General features: G+C 25.7%; 16 protein-coding genes. 6 read left to right on the forward strand and 10 right to left on the reverse strand.

What is annotated here, in order from left to right:
* Window positions 1-134: 134 nt before the first annotated feature.
* The gene (locus tag ACYUE0_RS06530) at window positions 135-1,202 is read right to left on the reverse strand and encodes an undecaprenyldiphospho-muramoylpentapeptide beta-N-acetylglucosaminyltransferase (protein ID WP_460269921.1); all 1,068 of its coding nucleotides are present in this window, start codon (window positions 1,200-1,202) and stop codon (window positions 135-137) included.
* Between the two features lie 375 nt (window positions 1,203-1,577).
* Between ACYUE0_RS06530 and ACYUE0_RS06535 the strand changes: the two genes are divergently transcribed.
* The 4 genes from ACYUE0_RS06535 to ACYUE0_RS06550 all read left to right on the forward strand — a co-directional run bounded on the left by ACYUE0_RS06535 (window position 1,578) and on the right by ACYUE0_RS06550 (window position 2,618).
* A complete protein-coding gene (locus ACYUE0_RS06535) occupies window positions 1,578-1,766 on the forward strand; it encodes an alpha/beta-type small acid-soluble spore protein (RefSeq protein ID WP_010292473.1) in 189 nt (62 codons plus the stop codon).
* 94 nt (window positions 1,767-1,860) lie between these two features.
* Complete coding sequence (locus ACYUE0_RS06540; protein WP_460269922.1) at window positions 1,861-2,049, forward strand: alpha/beta-type small acid-soluble spore protein; 189 nt, start codon at window positions 1,861-1,863, stop codon at window positions 2,047-2,049.
* Between the two features lie 88 nt (window positions 2,050-2,137).
* Entirely contained in the window at window positions 2,138-2,326 is a 189-nt protein-coding gene (locus ACYUE0_RS06545) for an alpha/beta-type small acid-soluble spore protein (protein ID WP_460269923.1), read from the forward strand.
* Between the two features lie 103 nt (window positions 2,327-2,429).
* Window positions 2,430-2,618: an alpha/beta-type small acid-soluble spore protein gene (locus ACYUE0_RS06550; RefSeq protein WP_010292479.1), complete on the forward strand. Its 189-nt coding sequence runs from the start codon at window positions 2,430-2,432 to the stop codon at window positions 2,616-2,618.
* Between the two features lie 242 nt (window positions 2,619-2,860).
* Here ACYUE0_RS06550 and ACYUE0_RS06555 read toward each other — a convergent pair whose 3' ends face one another.
* Window positions 2,861-3,088: a hypothetical protein gene (locus ACYUE0_RS06555; RefSeq protein ID WP_460269924.1), complete on the reverse strand. Its 228-nt coding sequence runs from the start codon at window positions 3,086-3,088 to the stop codon at window positions 2,861-2,863.
* 326 nt (window positions 3,089-3,414) lie between these two features.
* Here ACYUE0_RS06555 and ACYUE0_RS06560 point away from each other — a divergent pair, with 326 nt between their 5' ends.
* The gene (locus ACYUE0_RS06560) at window positions 3,415-3,924 is read left to right on the forward strand and encodes a QueT transporter family protein (protein ID WP_061994935.1); all 510 of its coding nucleotides are present in this window, start codon (window positions 3,415-3,417) and stop codon (window positions 3,922-3,924) included.
* A gap of 50 nt (window positions 3,925-3,974) precedes the next feature.
* Here the strand turns inward: ACYUE0_RS06560 and recJ are convergent, their stop codons facing one another.
* Window positions 3,975-5,741 (reverse strand): single-stranded-DNA-specific exonuclease RecJ, encoded by a 1,767-nt coding sequence (gene recJ / locus ACYUE0_RS06565; RefSeq protein WP_460269925.1) that lies wholly within the window; start codon window positions 5,739-5,741, stop codon window positions 3,975-3,977.
* 231 nt (window positions 5,742-5,972) lie between these two features.
* Here recJ and ACYUE0_RS06570 point away from each other — a divergent pair, with 231 nt between their 5' ends.
* Complete coding sequence (locus ACYUE0_RS06570) at window positions 5,973-6,791, forward strand: TIM barrel protein (RefSeq protein WP_460269926.1); 819 nt, start codon at window positions 5,973-5,975, stop codon at window positions 6,789-6,791.
* A 55-nt stretch (window positions 6,792-6,846) separates the two neighbouring features.
* Here the strand turns inward: ACYUE0_RS06570 and ACYUE0_RS06575 are convergent, their stop codons facing one another.
* The 7 genes from ACYUE0_RS06575 to ACYUE0_RS06605 all read right to left on the reverse strand — a co-directional run bounded on the left by ACYUE0_RS06575 (window position 6,847) and on the right by ACYUE0_RS06605 (window position 18,210).
* Window positions 6,847-8,061, reverse strand: a complete 1,215-nt coding sequence (locus ACYUE0_RS06575) for a M16 family metallopeptidase (RefSeq protein WP_460269927.1) — start codon at window positions 8,059-8,061, stop codon at window positions 6,847-6,849.
* Window positions 8,062-8,139: 78 nt separating this feature from the next.
* Window positions 8,140-11,049, reverse strand: a complete 2,910-nt coding sequence (locus ACYUE0_RS06580; RefSeq protein WP_460269928.1) for a DNA topoisomerase IV subunit A — start codon at window positions 11,047-11,049, stop codon at window positions 8,140-8,142.
* Window positions 11,050-11,061: 12 nt separating this feature from the next.
* Window positions 11,062-13,005 (reverse strand): DNA gyrase/topoisomerase IV subunit B, encoded by a 1,944-nt coding sequence (locus ACYUE0_RS06585; RefSeq protein WP_061994940.1) that lies wholly within the window; start codon window positions 13,003-13,005, stop codon window positions 11,062-11,064.
* Between the two features lie 528 nt (window positions 13,006-13,533).
* Window positions 13,534-14,565, reverse strand: a complete 1,032-nt coding sequence (gene mnmH / locus ACYUE0_RS06590) for a tRNA 2-selenouridine(34) synthase MnmH (protein ID WP_061994941.1) — start codon at window positions 14,563-14,565, stop codon at window positions 13,534-13,536.
* 331 nt (window positions 14,566-14,896) lie between these two features.
* Window positions 14,897-16,261, reverse strand: coding sequence for a vWA domain-containing protein (locus tag ACYUE0_RS06595; protein ID WP_460269929.1), 1,365 nt, complete (start codon window positions 16,259-16,261; stop codon window positions 14,897-14,899).
* A 9-nt stretch (window positions 16,262-16,270) separates the two neighbouring features.
* Window positions 16,271-17,389: an ATP-binding protein gene (locus tag ACYUE0_RS06600; protein ID WP_460269931.1), complete on the reverse strand. Its 1,119-nt coding sequence runs from the start codon at window positions 17,387-17,389 to the stop codon at window positions 16,271-16,273.
* A 20-nt stretch (window positions 17,390-17,409) separates the two neighbouring features.
* Entirely contained in the window at window positions 17,410-18,210 is an 801-nt protein-coding gene (locus tag ACYUE0_RS06605; protein ID WP_460269932.1) for a hypothetical protein, read from the reverse strand.
* Window positions 18,211-18,440 lie beyond the last annotated feature (230 nt).

Below are 18,440 nucleotides of genomic sequence, written 5' to 3' on the forward strand. Positions count from 1 at the left end.
TTTTTATAATAAATTAACTTTTAATTCATATATCTTTTTTATTCAAAAATATATTTTCCAAATAGCATTTTCTTTATACAAAATAAGATAGTACTTTAAAATATAAAGTACTATCTTATTTTGTATTTTAAGTTTTATATACTACATTTCTCTATTAATTCTATTATATTATCAACACTGTTTTTAACTTCACTCTTATTCATATTTTCAATGTATTTATCTTTATTACTGTTTAATTCTTTTATTTTTTCTAATAATATTTTTGAATTTAATTCTTCTTCTTCTAAAACCATACTATACCCATCTTTTTCAAAAGATCTAGCATTTAAAATTTGATCACCTCTACTAGCTCTAGCTGAAAGTGGTATAAGTAAATTTGGTTTTTTTAGTGCTAAAATTTCAAATATAACATTAGCGCCAGCACGTGATATTACTAATGAAGAGATTTTCATCAAATGTGGCAACTCTTCTTTTACATATTCAAATTGAACATATCCATCTTTTTTTATTGTATTATCTATATTTCCTTTTCCACATACATGTACTAAATTGAATTCTTTTAATAACTCATCTAAATTTTCTCTTATAGAATCATTTATAAATTTTGATCCTAAACTTCCACCGATAATTAAAATTATAGGTTTTTCATCCTTAAACCCACATATTCTTTTCCCTTCTATTTTGCTTCCATTTAGAATTTCTTCTCTTATAGGAAGTCCTGTTAATACACCTTTAGATTTCTCTATATGATTTAAAGCTTCTTTAAATGTAACACAAATTTTAGAACAATATGGCATAGATATTTTATTTGCAAGTCCTGGTGTCATATCAGCCTCATGAATTATAACAGGTATTTTTCTCATTTTTGCAGCTAAAACAACTGGTACTGATACAAATCCACCTTTTGAAAAAATTACATTTGGTTTTTCTTGCTTTAATATTTTTTTTGCATCAAAAATTCCCTTTATAACCTTGAATGGATCCGAAAAATTTTTAAAATCAAAATATCTTCTTAGTTTTCCACTAGATATTATATGATATTTTATGTTTTCTGCTTCAATAAGTCTTCTTTCAATTCCATCTTTAGTTCCTATGTACTCTATATCATAACCTAATTCTTTTAACTTTGGCATAAGAGCTATATTAGGTGTAACGTGACCTGCAGTTCCACCACCAGTTAAAATTATTTTTTTACTACTCAAAATATTTCCTCCTACCTTTTCTATTAATTATTTTTTTAATTCATATCTTAATCTTTAATATACCTAAAAACTATAATTTTTAAATGCATGATATTTTTAAAAATTATCCTACATTATATATAATATATTTTTTATAATTTTAAAATAACCTCAAACTATTTTATATATTATTTATTTAAACATTATAACTCAATAATTTAAAATTATTTTTCAAAACTACATTATATAATATTTTTTTTAATTTTCATAGTTAATTTATTACCTAATATATTACAAAACAAGAATTTTATTCAGAAGTTTCCTTTAAACTAATAAAATAAAACTTTTATATTCGGTTAAAATAAGACTACAAACAACAAAAGGAGGTGAAAAACAATGGGATATAATAGAGTATTAGTTCCAGAAGCTAAAGAAGGATTAAACAACTTCAAAATGGAAGCTGCTAAAGAAGTTGGAGTTAATCTTAAAAATGGCTACAATGGAGACTTAACTTCTAAAGAAGCTGGTTCTGTTGGTGGTCAAATGGTTAAAAAAATGGTAGAATCTTATGAAAAAAATTTATAATTAAATTTATAAGATAATAGAATTAATTATACTAATTCTATACTATCTACCTAAAATTATTTAATTATTCAATTTGATTAGGAGGTGCTCTACTATGAGTAGAAACAGAGTATTAGTTCCAGAAGCTAAAGAAGGATTAAATAACTTTAAAATGGAAGCTGCTAGAGAAGTTGGAGTTAATCTTAAAAATGGTTACAATGGAGACCTAACTTCTAGAGAAGCTGGTTCAATTGGTGGCCAAATGGTTAAAAAAATGGTAGAGACTTACGAAAGAAATCTGTAGTAGGCTAATTTACCTAGGGTTTATTAAATCTAGTCTTTAATTTAATAATTATATAAATTAGAGATACATTAATAAGGAGGTGCTCATAATGAGCCAAAATAGAGTATTAGTTCCAGAAGCTAAAGAAGGATTAAATAATTTCAAAATGGAAGCTGCTAAAGAAGTTGGAGTTAATCTTAAAAATGGTTACAATGGAGACTTAACTTCTAAAGAAGCTGGTTCTGTTGGTGGTCAAATGGTTAAAAAAATGGTAGAATCTTACGAAAAATCATTATAATAAAACTTTTGACACTTTATCAAATATCAAACAAGCTACAAAATTTTATATTAAAAACCATTTAAAGTATTTAAATATACTTATATTAAAGGAGGCAATTTAAATGAGCAGAAATAGAGTATTAGTTCCAGAAGCTAAAGAAGGATTAAACAATTTCAAAATGGAGGCTGCTAAAGAAGTTGGAGTTAACCTAAAAAACGGTTATAATGGAGACTTAACTTCTAGAGAAGCCGGCTCAATTGGTGGCCAAATGGTTAAAAAAATGGTAGAAGCTTACGAAAGAAATTTATAATAAATATTTTTCAAAATTTATTATAAACTTTTAACCTGATGTTTGATATATAGTTTAGATTTATAGTATTTTACTATATATTAATATCTCATAAAAGAGTTGTTTAAAATATTTTAAATATTTTAAACAACTCTTTTCCTTTATTTATTTTTGTAAAACTCACTTTTTAATGTAACTCTTATAAATTTTCATATAAAAAAGATTGTATCAGATTTATAGATACAATCTCTTTTTATAATTAATTATTGAAAAGAGTTTGATTTATTTTTTTTAGCATCATCTGCTTCGATTTTGTTTTCTATGGATTTTGCATTACTTAAACTATTTTGAACTGAGTTCAATTCATTTTGCAATTGTGCTTTAGTACTATTACTTTCAACAGTATTAGCTGCATTGTCAATTGAATTTTTAACATTTTCTAATTGATTTACTGAATCTTTAACATTTTGTTTAGCATTTTTTTTTGTCATTTACTATTCCTCCTTAAATGTTCTTTTACAAGAATATTATGTGCAACTATATTTTAAATATACTTATGATTTTCAAGTTTACACATCTATGTTTTTAATCTATAATTTAAATTTATTAATCCAATATTTTTTAGAATTTCTTTGAACCTCTAATGTTAATAGAATCAATACCTATCTTTTTTAATTATCAAGCAGTTTTAATTTCCAACTTATTTCCTTATCTCGCTCTTGATTTTAGGCTGTTATAAATATATAATTATTATAGTATTGGCTAAGACAGTTCGTAACCATCCTGTCTAAAAACAAAACTATGGAGGTATATATAAATGAATAAACAAAACAATACTAAAAAAATTGCATTTGCAGCTCTTTTAGCAGCAATATATGCAACACTTACTGTAACTCTTAACTTTATGAGTTATGGGCCTATTCAAATTAGAATTGCAGAAGGATTAACAGTTTTACCTTATTTCTCACCTTATGCGATTTGGGGACTTTTTTTAGGTTGCTTAATGTCTAATATTATTAGTCCTATGGGCATTCCTGATTTAATAGTAGGTTCTTTAGCTACTTTATTAGCTTCTTATTTAACCTATAAAATTGGAAAAAGCAATTTAAAACATAAAAGATTATTAGCTCCACTTCCAGCGGTATTAGTTAATGCTATTGTAATTGGAAGTATGTTAAAAGTTCTTTATGCTCCAAATGTACCTTTGATTTTCAATATGATTTATGTTGGAATAGGTCAATTTATTTGTTGTTATGGATTAGGACTTCCATTAATATCAGCTTTAGAAAAAAATTCAAAGATAAGTAATATGCTTAAACTAAATTAAGATTTAAAATAAGGAAAAAGCAGTAATTATATATTACTGCTTTTATATTTTTATTGTATTTTAAAATTATTTATTTTTAGTTGCACTGATACATTTCCATTATACTCATTAATTGATGGTGAAAAAATTAAATCTATTTTCATACCACAAGGATTTTCTAACATATATTCATAACTCTCACCATATGCTTCTTTTAAATTTTCTATAAATTCCTCTACTTTATTAAAACATATTCCATCTATATATTTATTTGTATCATTAATTCTACATCTTAATTTTAATGTATTTCTATTTTCTCCTAATATACTTATTTTTTCTATAGATACATTTTTTTCAGCAAGTACTGGAGATGCATTTCCTTTTCCAAAGGGCTCTAAGGTTTTCAATTCATCTATAACTCTAAAATTTATATTTTTCAATGATAATCTTTCATCTATCCTTATTTTGTATATTAAATCATTTTCTGTTAATCTACATAATTCATTTATTTTTAATCTAAAATCATTAATATTTTCTTTTTTTATTGAAAGTCCTGCCGCCATAGGATGTCCACCAAACTTTTCTAAAAGACTTTTACATTTTATTAATTCTTCAAACATATTATATTCTGAAATAGATCTTGCTGAACCTTTTGGCATTTGTTTTCCTTTAGTTAAAACTATAGTTGGGCGATTATAACTATCTTTAATCCTTCCAGCAACTATGCCTGCTATGCTCTCATGTATTTTTTCATTATAAATTACTAAAATTTTATCATTTTTCAAATTAGAATTTTCTATAATTTCCCTTACTTCCTCCACTGCCTCATTTGTTAATTCTTGTCTTGTCTTATTCAGTTCTACTAAAGTTTTTGCCAATTCTTTAGCTTTTTCTTCAGTGTCTGCCAATAATAAATCTACAGATAAAAATGCTGTTTCCAATCTTCCAGTAGCATTTATGCATGGTCCTATTAAAAAACCTATATGATATGAAGATACTTCACCTTTTATGTTTAACTCTTCTTTTAAAGCAGCAATGCCTAAATTTTTAGTATTCGCTAAAATTTTCAATCCTTCTTTTGCTATAATTCTATTCTCATCAACTAAATCTACTACATCACAAATGGTTCCAATAGCCGCCATATCTATAAGTTCATAAGCTTTTTCTTTAGGTATATTCATCTCATTATAAATACCTTGGGCAAATTTAAAAGCTATTCCTGCACCACATAAATTTTTAAATGGATAATCGCAATCTAATCTTTTAGGATTTATAACTGCATCTGCATTAGGAAGCTTATATACTCTTTCTCCTTTTTCTTTCTCTTCAAAAGGAAGTTCATGATGATCTGTAACTACAATAGTCATTCCTAACTCTTTTGCTTTTTCAACTTGTTGTAGTGCTGATATTCCATTATCACAAGTAATTACCACGTTATAGCCTTCTTCTTTAATTTTTTCAAGTCTTTCGCTTGACATACCATATCCTTCTGTTTCTCTATTGGGTATATAATAGTTTACCTTTGCACCACATAAAGTTAATGCTTTATATAATATTACTGTACTCGTAACGCCATCGGCATCATAATCTCCATAAATCATAATTCTTTCTTTATTTAAAATAGCACCTTTAATAATATTTATACCATTTTCCATATCCTTCATTAAAAACGGATTATTCAAATCTTCTAAATGTGGATTTAAAAATTTTTTCATATCTTCTATGGTATTAATTCCTCTATTTATCATAATTTTTACTATGAGAGGACTCACGCCTAAAATTCTTCCGACTTTATTTAAATTAGTTTTTGTAGTTCTCAACATCCATTTAGTTTTCATTTCCTCACCCCTAAAATATAATATAAAACATAACGCATAAATAATATTTTATATATTTACTTACTTAAATACAATAATTTAATTTTATCATATTTTCCATTTAAGCAAAGGTTATATAACTTTTAATTAATAATTATTATTTTAAAATTATTATTACTATTGATTTTTAATAATTATTTGATAGAATTATTTATTATATATAAATTTTAAAATATGTTTAGGAGGAATATTATGGATAAATTACTTTTTGGAATATCAGGTCTACCCTTAGGTGAACTTAACTCTAAATTCACCTATAAAACAGGCATACCTTATTTAAAAAACTTAGGATTAGATGCTATGGAATTACCCTTTGTTAGATCTGTTAATATTACTGACAAAAATAAAGATGATGTTTTAAAGGCTAAAAATGATAATAACTTTTATCTTTCAGCTCATGGATCATATTATATAAATCTAAATGCAGATGAAATTGAAAAACAAGAAAAATCTATAGAAAGAATTATTCAAGGTGCTGAAGGTTTAAAAAAAGTTAATGGCCGTAGTTTAATTTTTCATCCTGGGTTTTATCTTAAAGATTCAAAAGAAGAAACTTTTGAAACTATAAAAGAAAATTTGCTTAAACTTCCCAATATAGGTATCGATTATAGACTTGAAACTACAGGTAAAGGAACTCAATTTGGTGATTTAGAAGAATTAGTATCCCTTTGCAAGCATGTACCTACATGTAAACTTTGCGTTGATTTTTCCCATATTCATGCAAGATATAATGGTACATTAAAAAGTTATGATGATTTTGCTAAAATATTAACTTATATAGGTGACAATTTAGGTGAAGATGCTTTAAATGATATGCATATACATATATCTGGAATAAACTATGGTGAAAAAGGTGAAAAAAACCACTTACCTTTCGAAGAAAGTGATTTCAATTATAAAGCATGTATGAAAGCATTTAAAAATTTTAATATCAAAGGTTGTATCATTTGCGAAAGTCCTATACTTGAAAATGATTCCTTATTACTAAAAAATACTTATCAATCTCTTTAATAAAAAACTATGAAATTATTTATTAAAATTAATTTCATAGTTTTACATGTTTTAACTAACCTGTTATAACTTGTATTGTAGGGTTTTTCAATACTTTATTTATAACTTCTAGAATTTCATTTTCCGTTATATTTTCAATTTCAAATTCGTCAAATAATAAATTACAATCTCCATACATAAGTTCATATATAGCAGTATTAAAGCTTAATGTTATTGATTTTTCAAGACCTAACATTCTTTTTAATTTACAATTTTTAAGTATAGATTGTATTTTTTCCTCTGTAAATATATTTTTTAAATTTACAGTTTTTTTTATGTTATCATCTATTAATTTCATTGCTAATTCTATATTTTCCTTAGATGTTCCTAGACTTATTGAATATAATTTTATTCCTGATTCATTTTTCAAAAAACCTTTTATATCATATACTAGCCCTCTTTTAGTTCTTATTTCATCATACAAAACTGAGCTAGTTCCCTCTCCAAAATAACTATTAAAAATTCTCAAAATAGTTATTTCTCTATCACTTAACTCATCGATAGAAAAGATATACTGTATTTTACTAGAATTTATTCCTTCTTTATATTCATAAAAAATATTATTTATGTTTTTTTCATAAAGGATGCTTTCTTTTTCTTTTTCTTTAATATAGCCATTTTTAAAATAGTTTTCAACTATCTTTATCACTTCTTCAAAGGATATAGATGAAACTACTGATATAACCATATTATTAATATGATAATACTTATTATAATATTTTTTCACATCTTCTATAGTATATTTTTTTATTAAACTTTCATTTCCTATAATTAGATCTTTAATTCTTCTTTTAGAAAATCCATTATATAAAACTTTATCTTCACAATGTTGTGATACATCATCACTCCATTCTTTAAGTTCTTCACATATAACTGAAATTTCTTCTTTAAAATATTTCTCTTCAAATGTAGGATTTAAAATTATATCACTATAAAGTTCTAATCCACGTTCAAAGCCTTCTGATAAAGATGTTCCATAATATACTACATAAGGATAATTTGTCATAGCATTATGAAATCCAAAAATTTTATCACACTCTTTGTTTATATCTATTTCACTTCTACTTTGTGTTCCTTTAAATACCATATGCTCTACTATATGACTAAGCCCTATTTCATCTTCTCTTTCCTTTATGGCTCCACCATCTATTGCTATAGTGAAGGATGTAATATCTGTTTTTGTATTAGTATAAATCAATTTTAATCCATTATCTAAAACTACTTTTTCCATATCTTACCCCTATTTATAAATTTTAAAAATAACTAGCCAAATAGATTTTTAAGCTCTATATTAGCTAGTTATTATTTTTTATTCTATATTTACTTCTGCAATTTCATCATCTAGTAACTGCATTATACTTCTTCCTCTTCCAGCTCTATTTTGAGGTATTATCTCATTTATAGATATCTTTTTACTATTTCCACTTACAGTAGTAAGAATTAAACTACTATTTAATTTATCAACACAAACCTCATCATTAATAATATCTTCATTTGCATCTACTATTTTAGCATAACTAACTATATCATCATCTTTTAAACTAATAGCAGTTACCCCACTAGCATTTCTTCCCATAGGATTTATGCTTTCTAATGCAAATCTTATAGCCATTGCATTCTTAGTAATAACTATGATATCATTTTCACCCTTATCTTCTACAACTTTTATAACATTATCGGCACCTCTTAATTTGCATGCTACTGTATCTATATAGCTTCCACTAAATTCTGTAATGTTAGTTCTTTTTATTAATCCATTTTGTGTTATAAAATAGAAACTTAAATCATCATTATATTTATTAAAAGAATACATTGATATTATAGTGTCTTTAGGCTCATACTCTTCTACAAATTCTTTCAATGAATTACCTTTTTTATTACCTACATTATGCAACATATATCCCTTTAATTTATATACAATCCCACCTTCAGTGAAAATTAATATTTCTTCCATACTGTTTGTTAGAATACATACATCTTCTTGTGTAGCTCTTTGAGATACTCTTAGTAAATTTTTAGAATTAATACTTAAATAGAATTCTTTAAAATAAAACTCACCAGTATATTCAGCATTTATTCCCTCATCGTTATTAGGCAATGTATATATTTCCCTTCCCAAAGCATTCTTATCTGTACATTCTAAAGTAGGCTCCTCTACAGTAAACACCAATCCATTTTTACTTTCTATTTTTATAAACTGTTCTTCTCTATCTTTGTTTAATATCGACACATTTATTAACTTTTCATCATGTCTAAGCTTTATAGCTAGAAGCTTAGAGTAATTAGTATTAAATTTACTAAGCTCTGTTTTTTTCAAGATTCCTTTTGAAGTTATAAACATTACATCTAAAGGTTTTTCAAAAGCATCTACTACAAAAGCATTAATTATTTGTTCATTATCCAAATCTAATGTTTTTATAATACTTTCAATTTTTTCACCTTTTTCTTTCCATTTGAATTCTGGTATATTATTTATTTTCACTTGATACATATTACCTAAATTAGTAAACATCACAAGAGTATCTTTTGTATTCCCATGTATTAGGAATTTATTAAAATCTCCTTCTCTATGTTCTATATCATTTATATCCTGTGAAGTTCTAATAAATGATTTTTGAGCAATTCTCTTTACAAATCCTTCATTAGAAAGTGTAATTACAACATCTTCTTCAATTATCAACTCTTCTACTTCAATTTTAGCTTCTTCATCATTCTCAACAATAACAGTTCTTCTATCATCATTATACTTATCTTTTATTTCTAAAAGTTCTTTTCTTATAACCTTTATAAGTTCTTTTTCATCACTTAATATTTTTCTTAACTTTCTCATAAAGCTTTCAAGTTCTTTATATTCCTTTTCAAAAGTTTTAACCTCAAGACCTGTAAGCCTATACAGCATAAGCTCTAAAATAGCTTCTGATTGTATTTGAGTAAATGCAAAGTTATTTATTAAGTTTATAGACGCATCCTTTTTAGATTTAGATTGTCTTATCGTCTTAATAACATCATCCATGACATCTATAGCTTTTATAAAACCTTCTACTATATGAAATCTTTTTTCTGCTCTTTCAAGGTCTTTTTTTGTTCTTTTTGTTACAACATCCTTTTGATGATTTACATAATGAGATATTATAGATTTTAGTCCTAATGTTTCAGGCTTTCCATTTGCAATAGCTACCATATTAAAGGATATATTACATTGAAGCTCTGTTTTTTTAAATAAATATTTTTGAACTTTATTTACAAGTTCTTTTGTTGCACTTTTTTTAAATTCTATAACAGCCCTAATTCCATTTCTATCTGATTCATCTCTTATATCTGAAATTATATCTAATGCTTTTGAATGTTTTTTATCACCGGTCATATCTGATATGTTTTGAAGTATTTTAGCTTTGTTTTTTCTATATGGGAATTCATTTATAACTATAGCTAATCTATTATTTTCTAGTTCTTCTATATGTGTTTTTGCCCTTAATGTAACCTTTCCTTCTCCTGTCTCATATGCAGCTAGTATAGCATTTTTTCCTATAAGCGTTCCACCTGTTGGAAGGTCCGGTCCTTTTATATAGTTCATTAATTCTTTTGTGGTTATTTCACTATTTTCAGCATAAGCAAGTGCACCATCTATTACCTCACCTAAATTATGTGGTGGTATATTTGTAGCAAGTCCTACAGCTATACCAAAAACTCCATTTACTAATAAATTAGGATATCTAGCAGGTAATACTGTAGGTTCCTTTTCTGTATCAGAATAGTTTAAATCCATGTCTACTACATCTTTTTCTATATCTCTTAACATTTCCATTGCAATATTAGAAAGTCTCGCTTCAGTATAACGCATAGCTGCTGCACTATCTCCATCTATACTTCCCCAGTTTCCATGACCATCTATAAGTGGCATTCTTGTTGAAAAGTCTTGAGCTAATATTACCATTGCATCATATACAGAAGTATCTCCATGTGGATGATATTTACCTAATATATCTCCTACAATTCTAGCTGACTTATAATACGGCTTATCCGGATATGCCTTTAACATATATGCACCATAAAGAATTCTTCTATGAACTGGCTTTAATCCATCTCTAACATCTGGAAGTGCTCTATCTTTTGCAACCTCAACTGCATAAGGAAGATAATTCTCTGGCATAGCTTCATCTATTGGTGTATTTAAAATATTGTTATCTTTTGGTATTTCTTTATTTATTTTTTTCGCCATAAATTCTCCCTCCTAAAATTCTGCATACTTATACATATAATTTTTTCTTGGTTCAACAATATCACCCATTAAAAGTGAAATCATTTTTTCAGCTTTTGCCGCATCTTCTATTGTAACTCTTTGAAGTGTTCTTGTTTCTGGATTTAGTGTTGTGTTCCATAATTGATCTGGATTCATCTCTCCAAGACCTTTATATCTTTGAATTAATGCACCTTTGCCAATTTTTTTCTTAGCTTCTTCTAATTTTTCATCATTATAAACATAAATATTTTGTTCTTTATTTTTAACATTTTTATAAACCTTATATAATGGTGGAAGTGCTATATAAAGATGTCCATTTTGAATTAATTGTCTCATATATCTATAAATATATGTCATCCATAGTGTTCTAATATGATACCCATCCACATCAGCATCACTTAATATTATTATTTTATCGTACTTAAGATTTTCTTCTTTATAACTATCTAAAATTCCAGTTCCAATAGCTGTATTAAATATTTTTAATTCTTCACTAGCAATAACATTTTCTAGCTTTTGTTTTTCCGTATTCATTATTTTACCTTTTGAAGGCATTATACTTTGAAATCTTCTATCTCTGGCTTGCTTTGCACTTCCTCCTGCCGAGTCACCTTCAACAACTATAAACTCAGTAAAACTATTATCTTTTAGTGTGCATACTGCTACTTTTCCTGCTAAAGGAGAAGTTCCATTTCCTATCTTTTTCTTTTCTGCATCATTTATTTTTTTTATTTTTTCTCTACGTTGAGATGCAAGTATAGCATTATTCATTATACTTGTAGCAACTTCTTTGTTATCTTCTATCCATTCTCCAATTTTATTATAACAAAGTTCGTTCATCATAGAATAAGCTTCAGCATTACCAAGCTTAGTTTTAGTCTGACCTTCAAATATAGGGTTACTAACTTTTATTTTAACTATTGCAGTCATACCCTCCCTTAAATCATCACCTTCAAACTCTTTATCTTTTTCCTTGAGAAGATTAAGTTTTTTACACCATTCTTTGAATATTCTCGTCATACCAGTCTTAAATCCTGTTTCATGGGTTCCAGCTTCAGTAGTTGGAATATTATTTACATAACTTGCTATGTACTCCGTTGTTGAATCTGTAAACTGTATACAAACTTCACCTTCTAAATTCAATCCATTTATTTGTTTTTCTCCGCTAAAAATTATAGGATCTTTATGCAATGGTGTTTTACTTTCATTTAAATATTCTATAAAATCTAAAAGTCCTCTTTCTGAATGATAAACTTTTTCCACTGCCTCTTCTTTTCTTTCATCTCTTAAAACTAAAGTTATACCTTTATTTTGAAAAGCTAACTCTTGTAATCTTTCATCTATAATATCAAACTTATAGTCTACGTTCCCAAATATTTCTTTATCTAATAAGAAAGTTATTTTGGTACCTGTTTTTTTTGTATTTCCTATTGCTTCTAAAGCAGTAACAGGTGTACCTGGCATTTTTCTTTTTAATTGCTTATCATGTGCATACTCAAATCTTTGTCTGAAAATCTTACCCTTTTGCATTACCTCTACTTGAAGCCACGAAGACAATGCATTAACAACAGCTGCACCAACACCATGTAGCCCCCCAGATGTTTTATAATTAGAATTGTTAAACTTTCCTCCAGTATGGAGCTCAGTATAAACCATTTCTACTCCTGATTTTTTCTTTAAAGGATGTATACCAGTAGGAATACCTCTACCATTATCCGTAATTGTTACACTTTTATCTTTATTTAATATAACTTCTGCTTTATCACCATATCCATTGGCAACTTCATCTATAGCATTATCTAATATTTCCCAAATACAATGGTGTAATCCTTTAGTTCCTGTAGAACCAATATACATACCAGGTCTTACTCTTACAGGCTCTAATTTTTCTAAAGAGGTCAAATCCGTAACTTCATAACTATTAACTTCCTTCATTTTAAGCCTCCTATGTTAATTATTTTACTTTATTTTCAAAATTAAAGAGTTCTAAATTCGTATTTCAACTCTTATATATTTTTAATTCTTATTATTTTATAAACACAAATAAACCTTATATAAATAAATTTTGCTTAAATAAGTGTCTAAATATTTACCTTCCTCTTATCATAATTATTAAATAAAAAACTTCAATTATGGAGGAAAAAATTTGATTTTTTCATAAAATCTATTTTAAATACATCAAGGAATATATTATAACCTATTTTTATTAAAATACAAAATTTTATATATTGTGTAATTTTAATTAATTGAAAATAGACAACTAGTAACCTATTAATATTTATCTTAGCTTTATAAAAACAATACAAAATCAATAGTCACATTCTATTTTTATATTGTTTTAAATCAAGTATAATATTAATTTTAATAATTACCAATTGCCATTTTTAATAATTGTTATTTGAATCAAATTGTAAATTTTGTGAATTTCTTAATATTCTAAATATGTATATAAAGATAAACTACTTACTTTTTTAAATGATTATCTACAAAACTCTCTAATTCTTTAGCCGCTTTTTCTACTGTTGAAACGAAAATTTTCAAGTCGTAATCATATTGATTAGCACTATGCATATACATTGGATCATAGTACTTTACCATAAGTTCTTTTACTACTTCTTCATAGTCATTTTCCATAACTTTTTTGCAAAATTCTTCTAAACATTCTTTACTTAAAATCTTTTTTATTTTAATTATTGAATCACAGATTTCTTCATTTGATGTTTTACATTTAGTATATTCTTTAACTATTAAATTACATCTAAAATCTAAATCTGCATCTACAAATATATGTATTCCATTTTTCATTGATTCATGTATGTACTCTGGAATAATTACTCTACCTATCCTTTTGCTCTCCGCTTCTATAAAAACAAAGTCACTATTCCTATGTTTAAGTTCATTTAAAATTAAACTTTCAAACTTTTTCTGTGAATTAACATCACCAAGGCCTACAGATCCTAAAATAGAACCTCGATGATTAGCAAACCCTTCTAAATCTAATATATCATACCCATCAGATTTTAATTTTTTTAATATTTCTGTTTTACCTACACCTGTATTGCCATGAAGAACTATATATTTAACTTGTTCATTGACCTTTGGTAATTCTTCTAAAACATAACTTCTATAACTTTTATATCCACCTTTAATCCTTTCAACTCTCATCCCTAGAGATGATAATAATGCAACTAAAGATCCACTTCTCATGCCACCTCTAGCACAAAAAAGTACTATTTTTTTATGATTTTTTCCCAATTCCAAAAATTCATCGTATATTGACGGCAATTTTTTCGATACTATTTCCATACCAGTTCTTTTAGCTTTTTCTGTAGATTCCTGTTTGTATATAGTTCCTACTAAAGCTCTTTCTTCGTCATTAAAAAGTGGTATGTTTACAGCACCTGGAATAGTATTTTCTTTATATTCTAGTGGACTTCTAACATCTACTAAAACATAATCTCCTTTTAATTCCTTATATTCTGTGGTCTGAAACATAATAAGCCTCCAAATCTTCAATTCACAATTCACAGTCCACAAATAATAAATATTTATTTAAAAATCTATATATTTTTATGCCTTGTGAATTATAAATTGTTAAAGTTTCTACTCAAAGTTATATTTTAATAGTTTCAATGCACCAATGTCAACATATGCTTAATTTAAATTTTAAATAATTACGATTATTTTTTTAAATTTATTAAACAAAATAAAAAAAGGTGTTTTTTAAAAATTATTATATTAAACTCTAAAACACCTTATTTTTATTAGTTTATTTTGTTTTTTAATTTAATCATATAATTTAATTAAGCTTCAATTTGTTATTTTATTATAATATAGGTTGTTGATTGTTCATTGACCAACCATCACTTCTTATATCCATCATATCTATGGTATCTTCTTTACTTTTTACATCTTTTAGTTTTTTTATTACCCCAAATTTATTTTCAAGGGATAATTCATCACCTTTCCCTGATATAATCCAAAGTGTTTTGTATTTTCCTGGTTTTACTTCTAATTCTCGTTCTCCTTTTCCATCTGTAAAATATATTAATATATTTGTATCTGTATTATTTACATATTTAAATACTGGTGAAAAACTAGTTCCACCCCTAGTATTTAATCTATCCTTTATATCTTTTGAAATTTTAACTTTATATGTCCTTCTAATTTTAGTGTCACACTCTATTATTGTAATTTCATATTTATAATTCTTAACAATATTTAACACTTCATTTATTGCCTCATTAAATTCTTCATCACTTATACTTCCACTTATATCTATAGCTACTACAATTCTAGCAATATGATTAGAAAGTTCCCCCCTTAAATCTAATCTATTAGGCTGTCTTCTATTTCTTCTTGTTATTGTCTTTTTTCGTCCTTTTTCTAGTGTTCCCATAATTTTTTTTAAGTATAAATTCCATGAAATCTTATTATTATTGGAGTTCAAATCTGATAGGATGTTTTCCACATAGAAATCAACATTATTTTTTTTAGAATCATTAACAATCTTTTGGGTTATACTTTTTACAATCTTTTCATCATAAAAATCACTTTTTCCCCAACTATCATGGGTTCTAGCTACATCATATTCTTTTTCTATTAAATCGTTTTCTTTTGTATCCTCCTCTTCTCCATCTTTATTATCATCTAATAAATCTAATTCCTTTTGAATTTCTAAGATATATTCCTCCATACTCCTATAAGGCTTTAAAGCTAAATTATACTTTAAATTTACCCATTCAATAGTTGTTGCATATGGTGGCAAATAATCAAGATATTGGTTTACGACTATATCCATAGCCATATTTATAGCCAGAGTGCTAAATTTGTTTTTTAATTCTTTACCTCTTACTAAATGTAATGATATTATATGTATAATTTCATGTTTAATTGAGGTTTTCATCTGATTTAAATCTAACATTAAAAACAATATTGGATTAAAATATATAGTATATCCAGAAATATTCAGACTTATAGCTGTAGGTGATGTAACATCATATTTTATTTTTCTATCCATTTTCAATAAAAAGTATCCATAGAAATTTTCACTATCATCTATTAATAAAAAATTAATTTTATCTATTAATTGAAAAAATCTATCCTCAAAATCATTATTTATATCTTTTATATATTGAATATCAGATATTTCATTGTATAACTCTTCCTTTAATTCATAAAAACTTTTCATAATCCTCACCTATCCATTTATGCTGGTATATGCCTTAAAATAACCTTCTATAAAATTATTATTTTTCAAACATTCTTTATAAATATTTTTGTATTGTCCTTTTATATCCTTCATAATTCCAATTTTTAAATCAACGGGATAGTATCCTATGAATTCTACTAAACGCTGTATTTTTTCAGAAGATATTTCACTATTTTCCATAGAAATTAATATGTTTTTTATAGTTAAATATAACCTTGTGTGACTTTCTTTTTTTAGTCTAAAAATTACATCTTCAGATAAACTTTCTTCATCAAATACTTCTTTGTACGTAATTAATGGTAATGTACTACTTTCTATAAAAGCCATAAATTCCTGAGCAATTTCACTTCCAACATTACCTTTCAATATATTAAAAAATATTTTTTTAGGTATTCTATAACTTTCTTCTTTATATAATTTATAACTCTTTGATACCCTTTCAAAACTTCTTGGTGTTGCTTTTATTCTTTCACTACTTTTACTACTATGCAAATATTCAGGAAATGTAGATATAAATTCTATAACTTTTTCTTCTAATTTATTATTTATTGCCCATTGAATCCAATTTTCAACATTGCTTTCCATTTCAAGCCATACAAATCTATTTTCTTGAGCTGGATCCATATCTATAACTTGATAATCGAAATCATCCTCATACTTACTTGATGGATTCATGGCTGCTAATAATTTTACAGATTTATGTAAATTATATCCATTTATTTCTTTATTCAAAATTAGGTTCATAAGTTCTTGTTGAACAGTATGTTCACATCGATTGATTTCATCTATGAAAAGCAACACTTCTTTCCCACTATTTATAGCTTGCTGAATTTGTTGTAGCTTAGTATGCACTGCATACACTGTTCTCTTTTCAATATGTTCTAATTTGTTTTCATCTAAGTATTTGTATTCATCAACTGTTGGTAATCCACCAATCTCTCCTTCTTTTAATAAATTACCATCAATAATAAACATACTCCAATTATTTTTATTAGCTAATTCTTTTGCTAAAGCAGTTTTTCCTATACCACTTTCTCCAACTATTAATGGAACTTCATTAGTTTGAATAATTAATTCTGCTGCTAACAATGTATCTTCAAAATTCATCTTTCAACTCTTCCTTATCTTTAATATTTTAATTTTTCATCTACTGCAATTGTTTTACATTTTGAGCTACCAAATCTGTATATAAACATAATTTTATCCATTGATATATTATTTTGATTTATACCAATAGACTTACAGTTTAAAAAATCTCTAACGTATTTATCTTCTACATCTTCATTAGAGAAAATCTCTTTTAATATATCTTCTACTTTTTCAATATCTATGTGATTTTTAAAATATTTTATAGCTAATATATTTTCTTTTAAGAAAGACACTTTTTTTTCATAATTCAACTCCTTAACCAACTGTACTGATGCTTCATTAATTTTAACTGCTAATCTTTCAATACTTTCCTTTGGGTTTTCAATATACCTTAATGCATGATAATATTTTTCAATTGCTAACTTTTGAATTTTTTCACTTGGATTTTTTATATATTTTATAGAATCATAGTCTTTCTCTATAGCTAAAATTTGTATTTCTTCACTTGGATTTTCACAATACTGTACAGCCCATCCTTTTTGTGCAATTCCTAATCTCACTATTTTTTCGCTTGGATTTTTTATAAATTTTAATGCATTCCATGAATTTTCAACTGCAATTTTCTGTATTTCTTCATTTGGATTCTCAATAAATTCAATTGCCCATACATTATTTTTTACTGCATTTTTTTTCATTTCTGCACTTGGATTATTTATATATTTTATCATTAATCCATTTTTACTTATTGCTGCAATTTTCATATCATCAGTAGGATTATTTATATTTTTTATTACTATCGGGTTTTCTTTTATTAACTTTAAAATTTTTTCCTCATTCATATAAATACCTCTATAAATTTTTAACTATTCCTTATTAATAATTATTATCCGTTATATTGTAATTATATATTTTTTTTCTTGTTTTTTCAAATATATTTTCACATAAAAATAAAAGTCAAAATTTTAAAAGTGTAATTTTAGTATGACACTTTTAAAGTTTTGACTAATTATTTTTATATTTTTTTATATAATAAATAAAATCCATTAATAGAATCTATTTATGCTAACCT

The organism is Clostridium sp. CTA-19 (genome assembly GCF_054767855.1).